The organism is Rugamonas fusca (assembly GCF_014042365.1).
Taxonomy (GTDB): Bacteria; Pseudomonadota; Gammaproteobacteria; order Burkholderiales; family Burkholderiaceae_D; genus Rugamonas; species Rugamonas fusca.
Genome location: NZ_JACEZS010000002.1, coordinates 35,315 through 54,721, shown reverse-complemented (window position 1 = coordinate 54,721; position 19,407 = coordinate 35,315). Strand labels below are relative to the sequence as shown.

The window sequence follows — 19,407 nt, the reverse complement described above, 5'->3', positions numbered from 1 at the left end:
AGGCTGAACGGCACCGCATGAGGGCGGCGCCGCGGCTGATCCGTGGCCCTGCTGGAAGTTGTGCTGAGGGAAATTTCTGGCTGGACGCGGTGGCGGGACGATGTTGCCCGGCTCGCCATCGGGGCAATAAAAAACCGGGCCACGGGGCCCGGTTCTGGATCAAGCGTTCGCGTCGTTCAGGCGCGGCGGCGGTGGCCGCTGGTGTGAGCGTGCTTGCGGTGGTGGGTGTTCGATGCGCGCATGACCTTGGGCTCTTCTTCCGATCCTGCGATAAAGCGGCGGATGTTGAGGGCATCCATCAAGCGGGCGGAACTGGCCTTGGCGTTCAGCAATACCAGGGTGGCATTCTTGCCGGCCGACTTGATGCGCATGATCAGGCAGCGGCCTGCTTCTTCCGTGTAGCCGGTCTTGGACATGCCGATATCCCAGCCCTTGGCGCCCACCAGGCGGTTGGTGTTGTGGTACTCCACCTTGCGGCCCTTGATGTTGATGACGTCCTTGGCATCGGTGGTGATGCGGCGGATTTCCGGATAGTTGGCGGCGGCCGTGGCCATCTTGACCAGGTCGGCGGCCGTGGAGCGGTTGTTGGGCGACAAGCCCGTCGGCTCCTCGATCACGGTCTGGGTCATGCCCAGCGCGTGGATCTTGGCCTTGACGGCGGCCGCGAACGCGGTCGGGCCGCCAGGGTAGGTGCGCGCCAGCGAGGCGGCCGCACGGTTGTCGGACGACATCAGCGCCAGTTGCAGCACGTCGCGGCGGGCGATCTCGGCCCCCACCGGCACGCGCGAGGTGCTGTGCTTGAGGGTGTCGACGTCCGTCTTGTCGATGCTGATCATGGCGTCCATGTCAGGTTTGGAGTCCAGCACCACCATCGCTGTCATCAGCTTGGTCAGCGAGGCGATCGGTACTTGAACGTTGGCATTTTTTTCGAGCAGCACCTTGCCGGTGTCGTTTTCGACCACCAGCACGGACTGCGAACCGAGCGGTACTGCGCATGCAGCGACAGCAAACGAACTGAGCACTACAGCAACTATTTTCTTGAGCATGTGTTTTTAGGAGGAAAGGGAGTCTATCGGACCGCCGGCGGCGGCGCGTCGCACAACTTTTCTGGCGGTGCGGCAATATTTTCCTGAGGATAAACAATAACATTAAAGTGGTTTCTCGTCTATCGTACTTGGGCCATCCGGCCACGGCCGTGGCGCGCGGGGGCGGTGATTGTTGTGGCGCACGCATGCGCAACGCTGGAAAAGTGAGCGCTGGTGTAGAATGCCGCCCGGTCCGGGCTCCACCCTCCAGGCTGGCCGGAGGCGGTCCGCAACGGCTTCCCACGCTTGGTGTATAGTCGCTGCATGCACAGCGAAGCGCCACAGGCATTCTTCACTTTGCTAATGAAATATTTTGTGAGCGTACATGAGTCTTGAAATTCGACTTGCTGCTTCGACAGATGCATTTGCGGCATGTAATGTCCTGCGACGTTCCATTGCGGAATGTTGTGTCCTGGATCATAAGAACGATCCAGCCATCCTGGACGCCTGGCTAGGCAACAAGACCCCGCAAATGGTGGCCAGCTGGTTCACATCGCCCACCAATTTCTCGCTGGTGGCCGTGGAAGACGGCGTCGTGGTCGGCGTGGCCCTGTTGACGGCCGCGGGCAAGCTGGCGCTGTGTTACCTGTTGCCGGAAGCGCGCAGCAAGGGGGCGGGCAAGGCCTTGTTGGCGCGCGTGGAGCAACAGGCGTGCAGCTGGGGCGTCAAGGCCCTGCAACTGCACAGCACGGCGACGGGGGAAGGCTTCTTCGCCAGCCAGGGCTATATTCATTCCGGTAAAGTGCGCTCACCGTATGGCGTGGAAACAATTTTCTTCTGGAAGCAACTGGGCGAAGGCTCGCCGACGGCCGGGCGCAAGCGCTTTTGTAACTGCAATAACAGTTAGCCGCCCGTGCGTGGCGGTGGCAACGGCAAACTGAGATCCACCGCGCTGCCGATGCGCTGCGCGCGCAGCCGCATATTGCCCAGGCCATGTCCATGACTGGCCGCTTCGGCGTGGAAGCCGCAGCCATCGTCGCGCAACTTCGGTGCCGACCGCTCAGGCGGACATCGGCGCGGCTGGGTTCGGGTATGACCCGGCCATCGCGGCCGTTGGCGGCCGTGCCCGCCAGGCGCACGTCGGGCGCGGCGTCAACCATGGCCGCGTAGCGGCGCAGCCGAATCCTCGGGCTGCCGTGCGAAAAAAAGATGCGTGCCGGACCGGCACGGTGGTTTTCCATTTCCCCCTGCTACGTTATAGTAAGCGCATTGGTGCGACACGACACTTCGCCTCGTGTAAAGAGAGAAAACTCTTTTGAATAAAACAGCTCTTGGGCCAATTCGGACGCGAGCGTATTGGTCAGTCCCGTTTGAGGCTTGGGGATTGGGTGGAAAGGCTTTAATGCAGGATCGGCGTGCCGGTACTTTCGGGCATGACGATATTGTGTTTGGAGCCGATGATTTGTTCCACGGCAGTTAAAGCTTCGGCTAAATCGACGGTTGCCACAACGTCTGAGCCTTGGGTAATAACGCCATGCAGTATGGTGTGACCGACCGGAGGTGCAAATTGGACGAAGGGCATGAAGTAGCCGTTGACTTTCTTGATGGTGACTTGCAACGTACCGGGTTGGGTGCTTAGTATTCTCAGATCGTCAATTGAGATATTCGGTAACTGGCTGGGTGCGGTAGTAGCAGTCATTGGTTTCACAGGGAGGTTAATCACCATTTCGGTGATGGGTTAAGTCAAAGGGGCGAAAGCTCTGCTTATCATTGTTCGAGTCATCATACTGTAATACGTGATGGTTAGTGAACCTGTTATGCGACTAGCAGTAGCCTACGGAGACATGCGTTGCTGGTAACGGCAAGGTGTGAAGCTCTCCTGACAATGTATCCCCCAGTAATGGCACAGGTCGGCCGCGAGGCAGGACTGTGGATACTCCGAGCAGTGACGGGGTTGAGGGGCTAGGCTGGCTGGTATGGGTAATGAAAGTGAATTGTCGAAAACTTCGTAATTACTGAGGTGCCAAAACTGCTGTTAGGCATTGACCAAAATGGTGCGTGGCCGGTTATTCCGCTCGATGCTCGGAATACGTCGTCATCAGGCCACCGGAGGAAAGACAGACCCTAAACCAGTCGTGTGATAAGCAGGGAACGTGGAAAACCCGACTCTCCGCCTCTTTCAGAGTTTTAGAAAGTAGGCAGGCGACCCGCGAGGGAAGTTGTTGGAGGAGCGGGCATGGGAGGATAGAGAAAGCGAATGCCGGGCTGTAATGGCTCGGATAGGGATTCAAGATTTGTCCCGACCTGAAAGGGTGCAGACTTCTATCTGGTCTATCGTCGCAAGACGGCTGACCAACCCTTTACCTTGGATTGGGTGAGGGGTGAGTATCAGGATATCGGTACTCGCCGAACGGATATTTTCACTTGTGGGAGCTATGGACGCTCCCACAAGGAGCTTTATGGTTCTCACTTGGGAAATTGAAATCCGAATTTCAATTTACAAGGGAGAAAGCAGCATGAGAGTGCATATCCATACGGATGTGTCTGCGCTTTCTGGCAAACCGCAACACTGGCACGCTGTTAATTGGCGTCAGGTGGAACGGAATGTAAGAGGGATGCAGATGCGAATTGCGAAGGCAACACGGGAAGGCAAATGGCGTAAGGTGAAAGCCTTGCAACGAATGCTGACCCGCACGTTTTCCGCTAAGTTGTTTGCGGTGAAGCGTGTTACTGAGAATCAAGGTAAGCGTACAGCAGGTGTTGACGGTGAACTATGGGCGTTACCTGAAACGAAGTGGTCCGCAGTTAGCAGGATGAAGCAACGTGGGTATAGACCTCTGCCTTTGCGGAGAATCTATATACCGAAAGCAAATGGGAAAAAACGCCCCTTAGGGATACCCACCATGCTTGATCGGGCCATGCAGGCTTTATATCTGTTGGCGTTGGAGCCCGTATCAGAATCGACGAGTGATCCGAACTCTTATGGGTTCAGGAGAAATCGTTCGACCGCTGATGCGATGTCCCAACTGTTCCTTTCCTTATCCAAGAAGGCTTCGGCTCAATGGGTTCTGGAAGCGGATATTGCAGGCTGTTTCGATCATATCGACCATGCGTGGCTGGACAAGAATGTCCCGTTGGACAGGACGGTTCTGCGCAAATGGTTGAAGTCTGGTCTGATTTATCAAGGCCAGTTTCAGGAGACAACCGCGGGTACGCCACAGGGAGGAATTATCTCCCCGACGTTGGCAAATGTAGCGCTGAATGGCTTGGAATCGGGACTGGCGGGCTACTTGTGTAGCAAGTTTGGATCGAAGAAGGCCATAAAGCTGAAGGTGAATGTTGTTCGATACGCGGACGACTTTGTTATCACCGGGACTTCGCAAGACGTTCTGGAAAATGAAGTCCGACCGTGGGTAGTTGCTTTCCTTGCCGTTCGGGGTTTGCAACTGTCACCGGAGAAGACGCGCATCACACATATCGACCAAGGCTTTGATTTCTTAGGGTGGAATTTCCGCAAGTATCAGGGAACGCTGCTCATCAAGCCGAGCAAGAAAAACGTGCAAACGTTCTATCGCAAGGTGACGGAAATTATCAGCACACATAAAGGGGTGACGCAGGAGGAACTGATCTTCATGTTGAACCCTGTGCTGCGGGGCTGGGCGCAGTATCACAGCCCTGTGGTGGCCAAGGAGGCGTACAGCCGCATGGATGACCTGTTATTCAGGGCGATCTGGCGGTGGGCGAAGCGACGACATCCACAAAAGAGCACTGCATGGGTGAAAGGGAAATACTTCCACTCCATTGGTGATCGGGCATGGGTGTTTGCTGCTCCCGTGGTAGCCGACGATGGCGGCAAGGTGTTGAGGGAACTGTATGACGTTTCCAAGACAGCGATTAAGCGACACAAGAAAATCAAAGGGGCTTACAACCCGTTTGATCCAGATTGGGAGATGTACGGCGAAACGCTGCATCAGGAGCGCATGTTGGAAAACATGAGCCACCGCAAGCAGTGGATTCGTATGTATGTTGACCAGGGCGGCTTGTGCGCCGTGTGTAACTGCAAGATGACCAAGGCAACTGGCTCGCATGACCATCACATCGAATATCGAGTAGATGGAGGGTCGGACGCCTTGAGTAATCGTGTGCTGTTGCACCCGAACTGTCACACCCAAGTACACAGTATGGGTTTGAAGGTAATTAAGCCGGTTCCCGTTTGGGGAATTTAGAAAGACGAGTTCCTTTTTAGGAATGAGTTATAGGCTTGAGCCGTGTGCGGTGAAAATCGCACGCACGGTTCTGAGGGGGGAGTGGGCCAGTAATGGCCTGCTCCTACCCAACTTTTTATAGGCAGCAATATGGTTACGCGCAGAACTTTTCTTCAACAGGGGCTGGGCCTGACGGCCACCGCTTTCCTGGGGACGCCGTTGATCGGTTGTGCCGCGCGCAGCGTCACCCACACGGCCACGGCCGGCACCAGATCCGTCGCGCACGCGGCACCGGCCAAGCCTGCCAGGCAACTGGCCCAGGCACAGCCCGATGGCGGGCCGGCCCCACAGGCGGAACTGGAACCGCCGCCCGATATCTTCGATGCCCAGGCGCTGGACCTGGACTTCTGGCTCAAGCCGCGCGTGATCGACGTGACGCGCCCGGCCAGCGGCGAGCGGGCCAAGATCCTGTACTGGAAGGATGGCGACATCATCGACTCGGCCTACCAGGAACTGTGCCACTTGCTGCGCGACGTGAACGGCAAGGAAACGGCGCCCATCGACCCCAAGCTGTTCGAGACGCTGTGGGGCACGCAAGCGTTCGTGGCCCGCTACGGCATCGAGCAACCGCTGGAAATCCTGTCGGGCTACCGTACCGCCAGCTCCAACCGCAAGCTGATCGAATCCGGCGTGCCGGCCGCGCGCCAGTCGCTGCATATCGAGGGACGGGCGGCCGATATCCGGATCGCCAACCTGAACGCGGAAGTGCTCGGCGGCCTCGTGCGCAGCTTCCGCCAGGGCGGCGTGGGCTTTTACTACCGCTCCGGGCCGCGCGGCGGCTGGATCCACGCGGACACCGGCCTCAAACGCACCTGGAAGGGCTGAACCGGCCCTCATTCATAGTAGTACGGTGGCAGCGGCACGCTGTCTTGCTGCGCCTTTTCCAGGTCGTCCAGTTTGACGGGCCGTTCCCACCAGGTGCGCCAGCCCAGTTGCTGGTCGCGCACCACGCCCGGATGGTCGTGCAGATAGCCATCGATGAAGCGGGTGAATTCGGACTGGTAGACGGCGCCGCCGGGGCCGTACCAGCTGGCTCGGTGTTTCATGGCGTCCTCCCTGAAGCTGCCACGTAGTTACTATCCTAATCCTTTTTCGCTGCGTCTGCCGTACGGGATCGGTTAGACTGGCGGCAAGCAACCGAACACAGGAATACCATGCAGGATCAGAACGAAGGAGGCGCGCCGCCGCGCTTCAAGCCGGTGCCGTGGATGGCGCTGGAGAACGCGGCCGACGTCGAGCTGTGGGTAGAGGAACACAACCGCAGCATGCAGGACAACATCGCCCGCCATGAGACTGTCTATGGCGTGTGCTTCACGCTGGCCGAAGGAGGCGAGATCTATATGCAGACCAGCCCGGACGGCGCCGTCATCCTGGACGTGACGCCGGAGGCGGCCTGGGTGGCGCCGCTGATCATGGCCGCGGCGCGGGTCGAGGCGCCGGCCGGCGCGCTGTGGGTGCTGCCGGACGATAAGCTGGTCCAGTTGATGATAGGCTTGAGCAGCCTGATCGCCAGTTCCATGCTGGTGGTGGGCCATCCGTTCGGCCGCCGGCGCCACTACGGCGCGGGGCGCTGAGCTGTTTGCCAGCGGCGGCCTGCACGGCATGCAGGTGCAACGGTGCCGGCGCGCCGCGCCCCGGTTTAGTCATGTGGCCCAGGCGCGGGCGGCGGCGCCATTGCCACGCCGTCGTCACTCCTATCATGTGCGGGATGCTCGACAGCGTACGTCTTCGATGTTAGTCTTGAATGGCCGGAATTTATTATCCTTATTGCATGACTTTGCCATTGCGCCCGCGCTGCGCGGAAGGGGATCATGGACGACGAATTGCAACCGCCCGGCGCCAGCATGGCGGCGGCCCTGGCGCCGCTGGCCGGCATGGCCGTGCCACTGGGCGATGGCGTGCGCGCGGCGCTGGCCGCACGGGCCGCGGAAGGGCTGACGCCGGAGCGGCTGCGGCAGGAGCAGGAGCACGCCTATTTCAACGATATCTACCTGCTGGCGCCGGTCGGCTATTTCGTGCTGGGGCTCGATACCACCATCCTGCAAATGAACCTGGTGGGCGCGGACTTGCTCGGCGTGCCGCGCCAGAATCCCGACCGGGTGCATTTCCGTAACTTCATCAGTTCCCGCTTCATCGCCGATTTCGACCGTTTCGTGCAGGCCGCCATCAACAGCAGCGCGCCCCAGCGCTGCGATCTGCAACTGCTGCGCGCCCACGAGCAGCACGGTTTCCCGGCCACGCTGCGCGCCAGCGCCGACCTGGGTGGCCAGGCCTTGCGGGTGGTGCTGGAACTGGCCGAAGGCAAACTGGCCGCGCTCGAGCGCAGCGAGGAACGGTTCCGCCGCATCGTGCACACGGCCGAGGAGGGCATCTGGGAAATCGACGACCAGGCCCGCACCAGTTTCGTCAATCCCAAGATGGCGTCCATGCTGGGCTACACCATCGAGGAGATGCTGGAACAGCCGCTGGTGAACTTCATGGATGACGAGGGCCGCACCATCCTCGAACGCAATATCGCGCGCCGCCGCGACGGCGTGGCCGAGCGCCACGAGTTCAAGTTCCTGCGCAAGGATGGCGGCGAACTGTGGGCCACACTGGCCACCAATCCCATCTTCGACCCCCTGGGCCAGTACCTGGGCGCGCTGGCGCTGGTGACCGACATCACGGAGCGGCGCCAGACGTCTGAGCTGATCTGGCACCAGGCCAATTTCGACGCCTTGACGGCCCTGCCCAACCGCCACATGTTCCAGGACCGGCTGCGCCAGGAAATGAAAAAGGCCAAGCGCGAAGGCTTGTTCCTGGCCCTGCTGTTCATCGACCTCGATGGTTTCAAGCAAGTCAACGATACCCTGGGCCACGCCCAGGGCGACGCGCTGCTGGTGGAGGCGGCGCGCCGCATCGGCGCCTGCGTGCGCGCGTCCGACACGCTGGCCCGCCTCGGCGGCGATGAATTCACCATCATCCTGTCGGGCCTGGACCATGTGTCGAGCGTGGAGCGCATCGCCCAGAACATCCTGGCCAATCTGAACCAGCCGTTCCAGCTCGGCGAGCAGCAGGGCCGGGTGTCGGCCAGCGTGGGCATCGCCCTGTACCCGTCGGACGCGGCCGAGCCCGACGAACTGCTGCGCCACGCGGACCAGGCCATGTACGCGGCCAAGCATGGCGGGCGCAACCGCTACAGCTATTTCACGCCGGACTTGCAACTGGCGGCCCAGGCCCGGCTGCGCATCGGCCAGGACTTGCGGCTGGCCCAGGCCCAGGGCCAGTTCGCCCTGCACTACCAGCCCATCGTCAACCTGGCCACGGGCGCCATCGAGCGGGCCGAGGCGCTGCTGCGCTGGCAGCATCCGGAGCGGGGCTTGCTGGCGCCGGCCGAGTTCCTGGCGCAGGCCGAAGCGTCGGGCCTGCTGCTGGAGCTGGGCGACTGGGTGTTCCGCCAGGCCGCCGCCCAGGCGCGCCAGTGGCAAGCCAGGTTCGGCGCCGGCTTCCAGATCAGCGTGAACCTGTCACCGGGCCAGTTGCGGGGCGAGGCGGCCCTGTACCAGGGCTGGCAAGACTATGTGCGGGCGCTGGACTTGCCGCCGCGCAGCATCGTGCTGGAAATCGGCGAGGGCGTGTTGCTCGACCATGCCAGTCCCGTGGTGGCGCGGCTGCGGGCCCTGCGCGAGATGGGCTTGCAGGTGGCGCTGGACGACTTCGGCACCGGCTATTCCTCGCTGGCCCACCTCAAGCATTTCGACATCGATTACCTCAAGCTCGACCACAGCTTCGTGCGTGAACTGGCGGCCGACACGGGCGACCTGGCCTTGTGCGAGGCCATCATCGTGATGGCCCACAAGCTGGGGCTGCGGGTGGTGGCCGAAGGGGTGGAGACGGCGGTCCAGCGCGACTTGCTGGCGCTGGCCCAGTGCGACTACGCGCAAGGTTTTGTGTATGCGCAAGCCATGCCGGCCGCCGACTTCACGGCGCTGGCCGGGCGCGGCTTGCCGCCCCCGGCGCCGGCCTGATCAGCGCAGGCCCAGCAGCGACACCACGCGCTCGCGGCTGATGCCGGCCAGCGCCGAGGTGATCGACAGCAGCGACTGGTAGCCGGGCTGGCTGGCGGACGAGACGAAGTTTTGCGCCACCTGGCCCATGCCGGCCGTGTCCGCGCCGGCCGGCGCGGCCACCTGGATCTGGCGGTCGGCCTGGCTCAGCGCGCCGTTGACCGAGGCGATGGCCGCTTCCACCTGGGCCAGGGCCTGCACCACTTGCTGCAGGGTCTGGCGCAGCGCGTCCGCGTCCGCGGTGTGCCACTGGTCCGGATCGATGGCGGGTGTTTCCTCTTCGGCCTTGATCCGGTTCAACTGGCCGCCGGGGAAGCGGATGCCGCCGCCTTGCACGGAGAAGCTGTCGCGTACGCCGGCCCAGTCCGACTCCGGGGTGGAGAAATCGAGGTTGCCATCGTCGCCCACGGCCACGCGCACACCGGCCGGGGCCAGCGCATCGTCGAAGCGCTGGGCGATCGCGTCGTCGCTCAAGCCCGCTTCCAGGCTCACCGAGCGCAGGCTCTGGGCGCCGGCGCCCACGGCGATGGCCAGCACTTCCTTGCCGCCATTGCGCAAGTGGGCCAGGCTCATGCCGCGCACGGTGAAATGCTGCAGGGCCGGTTTGCGGCCATAGGCCAGGCGGGCGTCGAGCGTGCCGCCGGAGGCGCTCTGGCGGGTACGCCAGGTGGCGCCGAACTGGCGCACGCGGGCCTCGATGCTGCCGTCGCGCACCGGGTGGGCGGCCAGCTTGTCCGACAGTTCCGATTTCAGGCTGCGCAGCTGGGCCGCGCTCTGCTCGAGAAAGTCCAGGGCCTGCTGGGCGCCGGAGATGTCGCCTTGCAGCGGCTGGCTCCAGTTGGCGATGCCCTGGCGCAGCGGGGCGGCCGTGGTGGGGGAGGGCGTGACCGGCGTGGCCGTGGCCGCCCGTTCGCCATCCAGCCCCAGCGCGGTGCCATCGGCCGGACTGGCGCCGCCGGCAGTGCCGGGGGCAATGACGGTGGTGGGGGTGGATTGCGCGATTTGCATATGATTTACAGGACGTTGAACAGCGACAGGTTGCTGACCTTGGAATAGGCCTTGTACGACGATTGCAGCGCCAGATTATAGCCATTGAGCTCGGTGGCGGCCTGGCCATAGTCGAGCTGGCCCAGGGTGGTCATGGCCGTCTGGTTCGACAGGCTGACGTTGGCGTGGTTGTTGTCGAGCGTGCTCAGGATGTTCTGGGCGCCGCCCAGGTCGGCGATCTTGCCCGACACGAGGTCCAGCGTGTTCTTGGTGCCATCGAGGTTGGCGCTCAGGGCCGCCTTGAGCGAGGGCGTGGCCGGCGTCACGCCGGGCGCCGACAGTTCGGCGATCGACGTGTCAAGCTGGTTGAGCAGCGTTTCCAGGCCCGACACGTTCTCGTTGGCCACCTGCGTGATGCCATTGCCCACCACCACTTGTTGCGGGTTGGTGTTGCCGGTGTAGGTGTAGCGCGCACCGACGGGGGCGGCCGGGTCGTAGGTGATGGCCGGGGTGTTGGTCAGCGTGCCCGAGAAGATGTAGCGGCCTTCCTGGTCCTTGGTGTTGGCGTTGTAGTACAGGCTGTCGCGCAGCGACGTCAGGGGATTGACCATGGAACCGAGGTCGGCCGCCGCGTTGCCGCCGTCCGAGGCCCACACGAGCAAGTCCTGGGCCTGGTTGATGTCGGCCGTCATCGAGCTCAGGTAGGTTTCGTTCTTCTCCAGGCGGATCTTGATGGCGCCGATGTTGTCGCGGTACTGGCCGACGATGGCTTCCTCGCGCGTCAGGCGCGACAGGCGCACATTGGTGACGGGGTCGTCCGAGGGCAGCTGGATCTTGTTGCCCGAAGCCATCTGGTCGGTCAGCTGGGCCAGCTTGTCCTGGTTGAATTGCAGGCCGCGGTTCATGGTGGCCTGGAACTGGCTGGTGGCGATGCGCATCGTGCTCTCCTTAGGCGAACATTTGCAAGGTGGCGTCGAACAGGGTGTTGGCGACGGAAATCACCTTCATGTTGGCCTGGTACATATTCTGGTATTCCACCAGGTTGATCGCTTCCTCGTCGGAATTGACGCCGCTGGTCGACTTCCAGTCATCCTCGGCCTGCTGGCGGATGGTGGTGGCCGTGTTGAGCAGCGACTGGTTCTTGGCGCTGTCGATGCCCAGCTTGCCCACCAGCTGGGTGTCGGCGTCGCCCACCAGCACGCTGCCGATCGAGCTCAGGTTGACGCTCTGGTTCTTGATGTCGATCAGTTGCTGCAAGTTGGCGCTGTCGCCAGGGGTGCCGTCGGACGAGAAGGCCAGGTCGGCGGCCTGGATGCCCGCAGTCGTCTCCAGCAGGCCGGTGGCGCTGGCCGGGTTGAACACCAGCAGCGGCGCGCCGGGATTGCCGTTGGCGTCAAAGCCGGCCCCGAGCTGGGCGTTGACCTTGGACGACAGCTGGTTGGCCATGTCGGCGATCGATTGCTGCAGCGGCTTGAGGTTGTTGGTCATGTAGTCGCTCAGTCCGCCCAGCTGCCCGCCGACCTTGGTGTCATCGAGCGTGAACGGGGTGTTGGCGAAATTGAGCGTCAGTACCGGTGAGCCGGCGCTGGTGTCGAACGTCAGGGTGCCGGCGATGTTGCCGGCCACCAGCGGCTGGCCCCCTTTGAGCGACACGCTGCGGCTGCCGTCCGGGTTCTCGTTCACTTCCAGCGCCACCTGGCTGGCCAGGCCATCGATCAGCTGGTCGCGCTTGTCGATCAGGGCCGAGGTGTTGGTGCCCAGCACGCCCACGGCCGTGATCTGCTGGTTCAGCGCGGCGATGCTTTGCAGCGTCGAATTAATCTGCGGCAAGATGGCGTCGCGCTGCTGCTGGATCGAGATCAGCTGGTTGGCCGTCACGTTGTAGATGCTGTTGAAGTGCTGCGACATGGCGCCGGCCGCCGTCACCACCTGCTGGCGCAGCGGGGTGGAGGTGGGGTCGACCCCGGCCGCGTTGAGGGCCTTGAAGAACTGGTCGACGCCGGCGCTGATGCTCGACAGGCTGTCGTTCATCACCCGTTCCATCTGGGTCAGGTAAGGCTGGACCTGGGTGCGCGCGCCCAGGTCGGAATTGGCGCGCCACATCTGCTGGGTCTTGTAGGAATCGCTGAAACGCAGCAGCGCACTCACTTGCACGCCGTTGCCGGGCAGCTTGCTGCCCGCATCCGGCTGCACGGCCGCCAGCAGCACACCCTGGCGCGTGTAACCCTTGGTCTGCAGGTTGGCGATGTTCTGGCTCGACGTGTTCAGGGCGGCCTGGGCCGCCAGCGCGCCGGTCAGTGCGTTATAGGAGATGCTCATAGGGCAAGGGTCTTTCCAGGTTGAGGCCGGGCATCCCGGCCGCTGGCCGTGGCCGGTGTGCCGGGTCCGTTAACGCTACAGGGCGACCAATTATTGCCGCCGATTAAGAGAATGTGCGGAATTTTCCGTATCGGATGCCACGGTGGGGGGAGCGGGCGCATTGGCCGGGGCCGGCGGCAGCAGCTGGCGCAAGATGGCGTCGGCGATGCCGAAGGCGCGCTGGCCGGCCATCTTGTCGGCCACCAGGTTGTCGGCCATGTCCAGCATGTCGCCGTTGATGGAATCCTTGTGGGCGCCCTCGTCGCCGGCCATGGCGCGCGTGCCCTCGCGCATCTGGTGCAGCATGTGGCCGATGAAGAAGCTTTCGAACTTGATGGCGGCGGCCGTGGCCTTGGCGCGGTAGGCCGTGTCGGCCGGGCTTTCGCCGGCGGCGGGCGCCACCGGCGCGTCGCCCAGCTGGTCGGCCGTGCCCAGGCGCAGCAGGCGGGGATCGAAGGGTGTTTGCATGGCTGACCTCAAATGACGACCAGTTCGCCTTCGATGGCGCCGGCCTGGTCCAGTGCCTGCAGGATGGCCATGATGTCGTCCGGCGAGGCGCCCAGGCTGTTGATGACGTCGATGATCGCTTGCAGCTTGGCGCCGGCCGGCCACTTGAACATCTGGCCCGAGCCCTGGTCCACCGTCACCTGCGACTGCGGGGTGGTGGTGGTGGTGCCCTGGCTGAACGGGGCCGGCTGGCTGACCTTGGAACTTTCCGAGATCACCACCTTGAGCGAGCCGTGGGTGACGGCCGCGGCGCGTACCCGCAGGCCGTCGGCGATCACCACCGTGCCGGTGCGGGAATTGAACACCACCTTGGGCACGTCGTCGCCCACGTCCACCGACAGGCTTTCCAGCTTGGCCATGAAGGCCACGCGCTGGGTCGGGTTGGGCGGCGCCACCACGTCGATCGAGGTGGCGTCGCTGGTGGTGGCGATGTCGCCAAAGCGCTTGTTGATGGCGTCGACGATGTTGATGGCGGTCTGGAACTGGGGGTGGCGCAGCGACAGGCGCACCGTGGGCTTGGTGGCGAAGTCGGTGCTGATCTCGCGTTCGATGGTGGCGCCGCTGGGAATGCGGCCCGAGGTGGGCGTGTTGACGGTGACCGACGAGCCGCTCTTGCCGGTGGCGTTCAGGCCGCCCACCACCAGGTTGCCCTGGGCCAGCGCATAGACTTCATTGTCGGCCGCGCGCAGCGGCGTGAGCAGCAGGGCCCCGCCGCGCAGGCTCTTGGCGTCGCCCATCGAGGACACGGTGACATCGATATTCTGGCCGCGCCGGTAGCCGGGCGGGAACACGGCGCTGACCATGACGGTGGCCACGTTCTTGCTTTTCGCGTCCGTGCCGTCGGGCACCTTGACGCCGAACTGCTTGAGCATATTGATCACGGACTGGCTGGCGAACTTGACCTGGGTCGAGTCGCCGCTGCCGTTCAGGCCCACCACCAGGCCGTAGCCCACCAGCGGGTTGTCGCGCAAGCCTTCGACGCTGACCAGGTTGCGCAGCACCTGGGCCGCCTGGGCCGGCGCGGCGGCGCCCAGCACGGCGCACAGGATAAGGGTGAGGGTGGAGCGGAATGTCATGGCGGCGGCCTCAGAAAGGCATCAATGGACCGTTGAAGAAGCGGGTCAGCCAGCCCGGGGTCTGGCTGTCGGCCAGCGTGCCCTGGGCGGAATAGGCGATACGGGCGTTGGCGATGCGCTGCGACGAGACCTGGTTGTCGGCGTCGATGTCGGCCGCCCGCAGGTAGCCGCGCAGGCGCACGAATTCCTCGCCCTGGTTGAGGGTCAGGCTTTTCTCGCCGGCCACGCGCAGCAAGCCATTGGGCAGCACTTCCTGCACGATCACGGTGATGGCGCCCGTCAGCGCGTTCTGCTGGGTGCTGGTGGCGTCGCCGGCGAATGAGCGCTGGGCGCCCGTGTCCAGGCCCAGCTTGGGCAGCGTCTTGCCCAGCACGCTGGGCGCGGTGACGCTGGCCGTGCTGTCCTTGGAAAAACTGGTGCCGGCCTTCTTGCTGGCCTGGGTGGTTTCCTGCAGGTTGACGGTGACCACGTCGCCCACCCGGAAGGCGCGCGAGTCGGACGTCAGCGACAGGGCCAGGTCGGGGCTGAACACGCCGCCCGAGGTGCCCTTGGGGCTGACGGCGCGCGAGACGGCCGGCGGTTCGTCCATGGGGCCGGGCCGCACGGGCGGCGGCGCCAGCGCGGCGCAGCCGGCCAGGGTCAACGCCAGGCAGGGCGCCGCGCGCCGTGCCAGCGCGCACAGCACGGTGTTCATCAGCGGGCCGCCTGGGACAGGTATTGCAGCATGTTGTCGGCCGCCGTCAGCACCTTGGTGTTCATCTCGTAGGTGCGCTGGGCCGCGATCATGTCCACCATCTCCTCGACCACCTGGACGTTGGAGCCTTCCAGCGCGCCCTGCTTGAGCTTGCCCAGCTGGGCTTCGCCGGGCTTGCCTTCGGTGGGGGTGCCGCTGGCGGCCGTTTCCTGGAACAGGTTCTCGCCCAGCGCCTGCAGGCCGGTCGGGTTGATGAAGCTGGTCAGGGTCAGCTGGCCCAGTTCGCTGCCGGCCGTGTTGCCGGGGATGGTGGCCGTGACCATGCCGTTCTCGCCGATGGTGATGGCGGTGGCGTTCGAGGGCACCGTGATCTGGGGGATCAGCGGCAAGCCGTGGGCGTTGACGAGGATGCCGTTGGCGTCCACCTGCAGCTGGCCGGCGCGGGTGTAGGCCGTGTCGCCGTTGGGCCGGCGCACGGCCAGGAAACCGTTGCCGGTGATGGCCACGTCGAGCGCGTTGCCCGTCGTTTGCAGGCTGCCGGTGGTAAAGACCTTCTGCGTGCCCACCATGTGGGTGCCGTTGCCCAGCTGCACACCGGACGGTGCCAGCGTGTTGTTGTCGGCGCGCTGGGTGCCCGGCTGCTGTTCGATCGAGTAGAACAGGTCCTCGAACATCACGCGGTCCTTCTTGAAGCCGACCGTGTTGGCGTTGGCCAGGTTGTTGGCGATGGCTTGCAGTTTCTCGTCCTGGGCCTGGACCCCGGTCTTGCTGATCCACATTGCTGGATTCATGGTCTTCCCCTGTATGCGTTAGGCGGGCTTACGCGCCCATCAGTTTGTTGCCGGACTGGACGTTCGTGTCGGCCGCCGTCAGCAACTTCATCTGCAATTCAAACGTGCGGTTCAAGCTCATCGTGGCCACCATCTCTTCCACGGCCGACACGTTGCTGCCTTCCAGGTGGCCCGAACGCACCAGCACGGTGGGATCGGTGGGCAAGGGCTGGCCGTTGCGCGCCACCAGCAGGCCCGCTTCGTTCTTGGTCAGTTCCGAGCCTTCGGCCTTGACCAGCTTGAGCTTGTCGATGGTTTGCATGATGGCCGTGCCGGGGCTCTGGATCGACACCGTGCCATCCTGGCCGATGGCGATCTTGGTGTATTCGGGCACCGTGATCGGCCCCCCTTCGCCGAGGATGGGGTTGCCGTTCACCTTGAGCGTGCCATCGGCGTCCAGCGTGATGGCGCCGGCCCGGGTGTAGGCTTCGCCGGTGGGGCCCTGGACGGCGAACAAGCCGTCGCCGCTGATGGCCACGTCCAGTTCGCGTCCGGTGGCCTTGACGGTGCCGGGCCGTACGGACACGGCGTTGGCCTGCAGTTGTGCCAGGTGGCGGTCGTCGTAGCCGTAGCCGGACAGCGACTGGGCCGTGGCCAGTTCCATGTTGGCCCGAAAGCCGGCCGTGTCCATATTGGCCAGGTTGTTGGCGTGCACTTGCTGGCCCCGCAGGGCCCGTTCGGCCCCGCTCATGGCGGTGTAGATCAGGGCATCCATGGCTCAGTCCTCAGATGGCCTGCATCAGCGATTGCATCATCGTGCTTTCGGTCTGGATCACCTTGGAGTTGGCCTGGTAGTTGCGCTGCGAGGTCATCAGGCCCACCAGTTCCGAGGTCACGTCCACGTTCGACTGTTCGAGCGAACTGGTGTTGAGCGAGCCGGCCATGCCGTCGCCCGGCGTGCCCACCAGCGCCGTGCCCGAGGCGCTCGAGGCGACCCAGCTGGTGTCGCTGATCGACGTCAGGGCGCCCTCATCCGGGAAGGCGGCCACGGCGATCTTGCCCACCGATTGCTTCTGGCCATTGCTGTACTTGGCCACCACCGAGCCATCCTGGGCCAGGTCGATGCCGGCGAACACGCCCGAGGCATAGCCGTCGGCATAGTTGCTCGAGGTGGTCGCTTCGCCGGCGAAACTGGTGGTGCCGGTGTAGTTGATCTCGAGCAGGTTGGGCGTGGCGCCGACGGTGGTTCCTAACGTGGCGCCGCTGGCGGGCGCGCCTGGTGCGCCGGGCGCGGGCAGCGCCAGCTGGTAGACGCCGGCCGTGCCGCCGTTCGCCACCGAAGCGGGGTTGGGGTTGGTCATCTGGCCGGTGGTGGCCGAGAAGGTCATCGATAACGGTGTGCCGACTTCCTTACCGTCCAGCACGAAGTGCACGTCGACGCCGGGCGCCGTCTTGACGAAGTACTGGGTCAGCGTGTGCTGGGCGCCCAGGGAGTCATAGATGATGGTGGCCTTGGTCAGGTTGAACGACAGCGGGTCGGCCGTCACGGGCGGCGCGGCCGCCGGGTCGGGCGCCACCCAGGCGTTGGCGGGCGCCACCCAGTCCGCCGACAGGTTGCCCACATAACCCATTTTGCCGGAGACCACGGCCGGGATCTGGCCGGTGGGGATGGTGATGTCGCCCAGCGCGCCCAGCACGGTGCTGGGCGGGGTTTGCGGGAAGCCCTGCACGTTGCGGCCGCTGGCGTCGACCAGGTAGCTGACCTGGGTCTTGTTGCCGGCCGCGTCAGTCTTCTCGAACGTCTTGGAGGTGTCGAAGATGCCGACCCGGGTGTACTGGGTCTCGCCCGCGGCCGTCTTGGTGACGAAGAAGCCGCGGCCGTTGATGGACGCGTCCAGCGAGCGGCCCGTGTTGAGCACGCCGCCCGACAGGCCGATGCTTTGCGTCACCGAGCCGACCTCGGTGCCGGTGGGCTGGCTGCCCGCCACCAGCGCCGAGAAGTTGGCGCGCCCGGACTTGAAGCCGAAGGTGCCGGCGTTGGCGATGTTGTGGCTGACGGTGTCGAGCTGCTCGTTGATGGCCTGGATGCCAGACAATGCGATATCAAAACTCATGGCGGAGTCCTTTCTTAGAGACTGGATTGGGTGGCGGACGCGGAGGCGACGGTCTTGCCGTTGAAGGCGGTGATGGCGGTGGGCGCCACGTCGCCCACGTGGGCGACGCTGATGACGATGCTGCCGGTGGGCGACAGGCGCACGCTGTTCAGGCGCCCGGCCAGGTCGATCGGCGGCACTTCCTTGGTGCTCGTTTCGACCGACATCGTGTAGGTGCCGGCGGGCAAGCCCAGCGCGCCCGGATCGATGGTGAACGGCACCGTGCCGGCCGCCTGCACACCGAGCGTCACATTGTGCTTGTTGCCGGCCGCGTCGGTCAGCACGAGGGTGGTGCTGGTGCTGGTGCTGGACAAGGTCATCTGGCCCCGCACGGCGCTGCCATCGAGCGTGACGGTGTTGCTGGTGGCCATCACGTCCGAGCCGACCTGGGCCCCCAGGGCCAGCACCTGCATGCTTTGCAGCACGCTGGCGTTGGCGCTGGTGAGCGTGGACAGGTTCTGCAGCGACTCCGTTTGCGACAGCTGGGTCAGCTGGTTGACGAACTGGGACGGGTCGGTGGGCGAGAGCGGGTCCTGGTTCTTGATCTGGGCCACCAGCAGCTTGGTGAACATGTCCTTGGTCTGGGCGGCCGTGTTACCGGTGATGCTGGTGCCGGTGGCGGCGGCCGGCGCGGCCGCGGGATTGTTGAGGAGGCTCGTTTGCATGGCTTAACCTTCACCGAGTTTAAGGAGGGATTGCTGCATGGTGCGGATACGCCCCAGCACTTCGACATTGGTCTCGAACGCGCGCGAGGCCGACATCATGTCGGTCATCTCGGCCACCTGGTTGACGTTGGGATAGAACACCATGCCCTCGCTGTTGGCCATCGGGTGGCCCGGCTCATAGACCTTGCGCAGCGGCTCGCTCGATTCGACCACGTCGAGCACCTGCACCTTGCCGCTGGCCTGGTCGAGCGCGTCGATGGAGTCCGTCATCACGGCCGCGAACACGGGCTTGCGGGCCCGGTAGGTGTCGGCCTCGGTGCCGGCCACGGAGTCGGCGTTGGCCAGGTTGCTGGCGATGGTGTTGAGCCGCACGGTCTGGGCCGCCATGGCCGAACCGGCGATTTCCGAAATGCTTTTGAATGACATGGCGTCTCCCGGCGCGCTGGCGCGCGCTTGATATCTGTTACTGTCCGTTATTGCCCGTTGATGGCCTTGGCCAGGCCCTTGAGCGTCATATTGATGAAAGTGAGGCTGGTCTGGAAATCGTTGGCGTTCTGGGCGAACGCGGCCTGTTCCACGCCGATCTCCACCGTGTTGCCGTCGCGGCTGGGGTGGTAGGGCACGCGGTACAGGGCCTCGCCATCGCTGTCGAAGGCGGGCACGCCGTCCGACGCTTGCTGGGTGCTGGCCAGCATGGCGCCGAAATCCATGTCCCGGGCCTGGAAGCCGGGCGTGTTCTCGTTGGCAATATTGGACGCCAGCACGCGGGTGCGCTCGGCCCGCAATTGCAGCGCCTCCGGGTGCAGGCCCACGGCATCCTTGAAATTAATCCCCATCTCGCTCCCCCTGGTTCATGGCGTC

Annotated in this window: 20 protein-coding genes; 5 read left to right on the top strand and 15 right to left on the bottom strand. The window is 64.1% G+C overall.

The window, feature by feature from the left end; translation table 11 throughout:
• Positions 1–176: 176 nt before the first annotated feature.
• Positions 177–1,046 carry a serine hydrolase gene (locus tag H3H36_RS03560; RefSeq protein WP_182214155.1) on the bottom strand — a complete coding sequence of 290 codons (870 nt, stop codon included), beginning with the start codon at positions 1,044–1,046 and terminating at the stop codon, positions 177–179.
• A 511-nt stretch (positions 1,047–1,557) separates the two neighbouring features.
• Between H3H36_RS03560 and H3H36_RS03555 the strand changes: the two genes are divergently transcribed.
• Entirely contained in the window at positions 1,558–1,932 is a 375-nt protein-coding gene (locus H3H36_RS03555; RefSeq protein WP_311196568.1) for a GNAT family N-acetyltransferase, read from the top strand.
• Between the two features lie 492 nt (positions 1,933–2,424).
• Here the strand turns inward: H3H36_RS03555 and H3H36_RS03550 are convergent, their stop codons facing one another.
• The gene (locus H3H36_RS03550; RefSeq protein WP_182214151.1) at positions 2,425–2,724 is read right to left on the bottom strand and encodes a hypothetical protein; all 300 of its coding nucleotides are present in this window, start codon (positions 2,722–2,724) and stop codon (positions 2,425–2,427) included.
• Positions 2,725–3,541: 817 nt separating this feature from the next.
• Here H3H36_RS03550 and ltrA point away from each other — a divergent pair.
• Both ltrA and H3H36_RS03540 read left to right on the top strand, forming a co-directional pair.
• Positions 3,542–5,251 carry a group II intron reverse transcriptase/maturase gene (gene ltrA, locus H3H36_RS03545; protein WP_182214688.1) on the top strand — a complete coding sequence of 570 codons (1,710 nt, stop codon included), beginning with the start codon at positions 3,542–3,544 and terminating at the stop codon, positions 5,249–5,251.
• Between the two features lie 129 nt (positions 5,252–5,380).
• Positions 5,381–6,115, top strand: a complete 735-nt coding sequence (locus tag H3H36_RS03540) for a YcbK family protein (RefSeq protein WP_446033175.1) — start codon at positions 5,381–5,383, stop codon at positions 6,113–6,115.
• Positions 6,116–6,123: 8 nt separating this feature from the next.
• Here H3H36_RS03540 and H3H36_RS03535 read toward each other — a convergent pair whose 3' ends face one another.
• The gene (locus H3H36_RS03535; RefSeq protein ID WP_182214149.1) at positions 6,124–6,336 is read right to left on the bottom strand and encodes a DUF3460 family protein; all 213 of its coding nucleotides are present in this window, start codon (positions 6,334–6,336) and stop codon (positions 6,124–6,126) included.
• A gap of 108 nt (positions 6,337–6,444) precedes the next feature.
• On the opposite strand from H3H36_RS03535, the gene H3H36_RS03530 reads away from it, so the two are divergent.
• Both H3H36_RS03530 and H3H36_RS03525 read left to right on the top strand, forming a co-directional pair.
• Positions 6,445–6,864 (top strand): hypothetical protein, encoded by a 420-nt coding sequence (locus H3H36_RS03530; RefSeq protein WP_182214147.1) that lies wholly within the window; start codon positions 6,445–6,447, stop codon positions 6,862–6,864.
• Positions 6,865–7,101: 237 nt separating this feature from the next.
• The gene (locus H3H36_RS03525; RefSeq protein WP_229219711.1) at positions 7,102–9,297 is read left to right on the top strand and encodes a putative bifunctional diguanylate cyclase/phosphodiesterase; all 2,196 of its coding nucleotides are present in this window, start codon (positions 7,102–7,104) and stop codon (positions 9,295–9,297) included.
• On the opposite strand, the gene H3H36_RS03520 is transcribed toward H3H36_RS03525, so the two are convergent.
• The 12 genes from H3H36_RS03520 to flgB all read right to left on the bottom strand — a co-directional run bounded on the left by H3H36_RS03520 (position 9,298) and on the right by flgB (position 19,382).
• Entirely contained in the window at positions 9,298–10,344 is a 1,047-nt protein-coding gene (locus H3H36_RS03520; RefSeq protein ID WP_182214145.1) for a hypothetical protein, read from the bottom strand.
• 5 nt (positions 10,345–10,349) lie between these two features.
• On the bottom strand, positions 10,350–11,261 hold the full coding sequence (gene flgL / locus H3H36_RS03515) for a flagellar hook-associated protein FlgL (RefSeq protein WP_182214142.1): 912 nt from the start codon (positions 11,259–11,261) through the stop codon (positions 10,350–10,352).
• Between the two features lie 10 nt (positions 11,262–11,271).
• The gene (gene flgK, locus H3H36_RS03510) at positions 11,272–12,642 is read right to left on the bottom strand and encodes a flagellar hook-associated protein FlgK (protein WP_182214140.1); all 1,371 of its coding nucleotides are present in this window, start codon (positions 12,640–12,642) and stop codon (positions 11,272–11,274) included.
• Between the two features lie 90 nt (positions 12,643–12,732).
• On the bottom strand, positions 12,733–13,149 hold the full coding sequence (locus tag H3H36_RS03505) for a hypothetical protein (protein ID WP_229219710.1): 417 nt from the start codon (positions 13,147–13,149) through the stop codon (positions 12,733–12,735).
• An 8-nt stretch (positions 13,150–13,157) separates the two neighbouring features.
• Positions 13,158–14,264, bottom strand: a complete 1,107-nt coding sequence (locus H3H36_RS03500; protein WP_182214138.1) for a flagellar basal body P-ring protein FlgI — start codon at positions 14,262–14,264, stop codon at positions 13,158–13,160.
• 10 nt (positions 14,265–14,274) lie between these two features.
• The gene (flgH, locus tag H3H36_RS03495) at positions 14,275–14,958 is read right to left on the bottom strand and encodes a flagellar basal body L-ring protein FlgH (protein WP_182214136.1); all 684 of its coding nucleotides are present in this window, start codon (positions 14,956–14,958) and stop codon (positions 14,275–14,277) included.
• Complete coding sequence (gene flgG, locus H3H36_RS03490; RefSeq protein ID WP_182214133.1) at positions 14,958–15,749, bottom strand: flagellar basal-body rod protein FlgG; 792 nt, start codon at positions 15,747–15,749, stop codon at positions 14,958–14,960. The genes flgH and flgG overlap by 1 nt, the downstream gene beginning before the upstream one ends.
• 28 nt (positions 15,750–15,777) lie before the next feature.
• A complete protein-coding gene (gene flgF, locus H3H36_RS03485) occupies positions 15,778–16,503 on the bottom strand; it encodes a flagellar basal-body rod protein FlgF (RefSeq protein ID WP_182214131.1) in 726 nt (241 codons plus the stop codon).
• 10 nt (positions 16,504–16,513) lie between these two features.
• Entirely contained in the window at positions 16,514–17,842 is a 1,329-nt protein-coding gene (locus tag H3H36_RS03480) for a flagellar hook protein FlgE (protein ID WP_182214129.1), read from the bottom strand.
• A 14-nt stretch (positions 17,843–17,856) separates the two neighbouring features.
• Complete coding sequence (locus tag H3H36_RS03475; RefSeq protein WP_182214127.1) at positions 17,857–18,546, bottom strand: flagellar hook capping FlgD N-terminal domain-containing protein; 690 nt, start codon at positions 18,544–18,546, stop codon at positions 17,857–17,859.
• A 3-nt stretch (positions 18,547–18,549) separates the two neighbouring features.
• Positions 18,550–18,972 (bottom strand): flagellar basal body rod protein FlgC, encoded by a 423-nt coding sequence (gene flgC / locus H3H36_RS03470; protein ID WP_182214124.1) that lies wholly within the window; start codon positions 18,970–18,972, stop codon positions 18,550–18,552.
• A 47-nt stretch (positions 18,973–19,019) separates the two neighbouring features.
• Entirely contained in the window at positions 19,020–19,382 is a 363-nt protein-coding gene (gene flgB / locus H3H36_RS03465) for a flagellar basal body rod protein FlgB (protein WP_182214122.1), read from the bottom strand.
• Between the last annotated feature and the right edge of the window lie 25 nt (positions 19,383–19,407).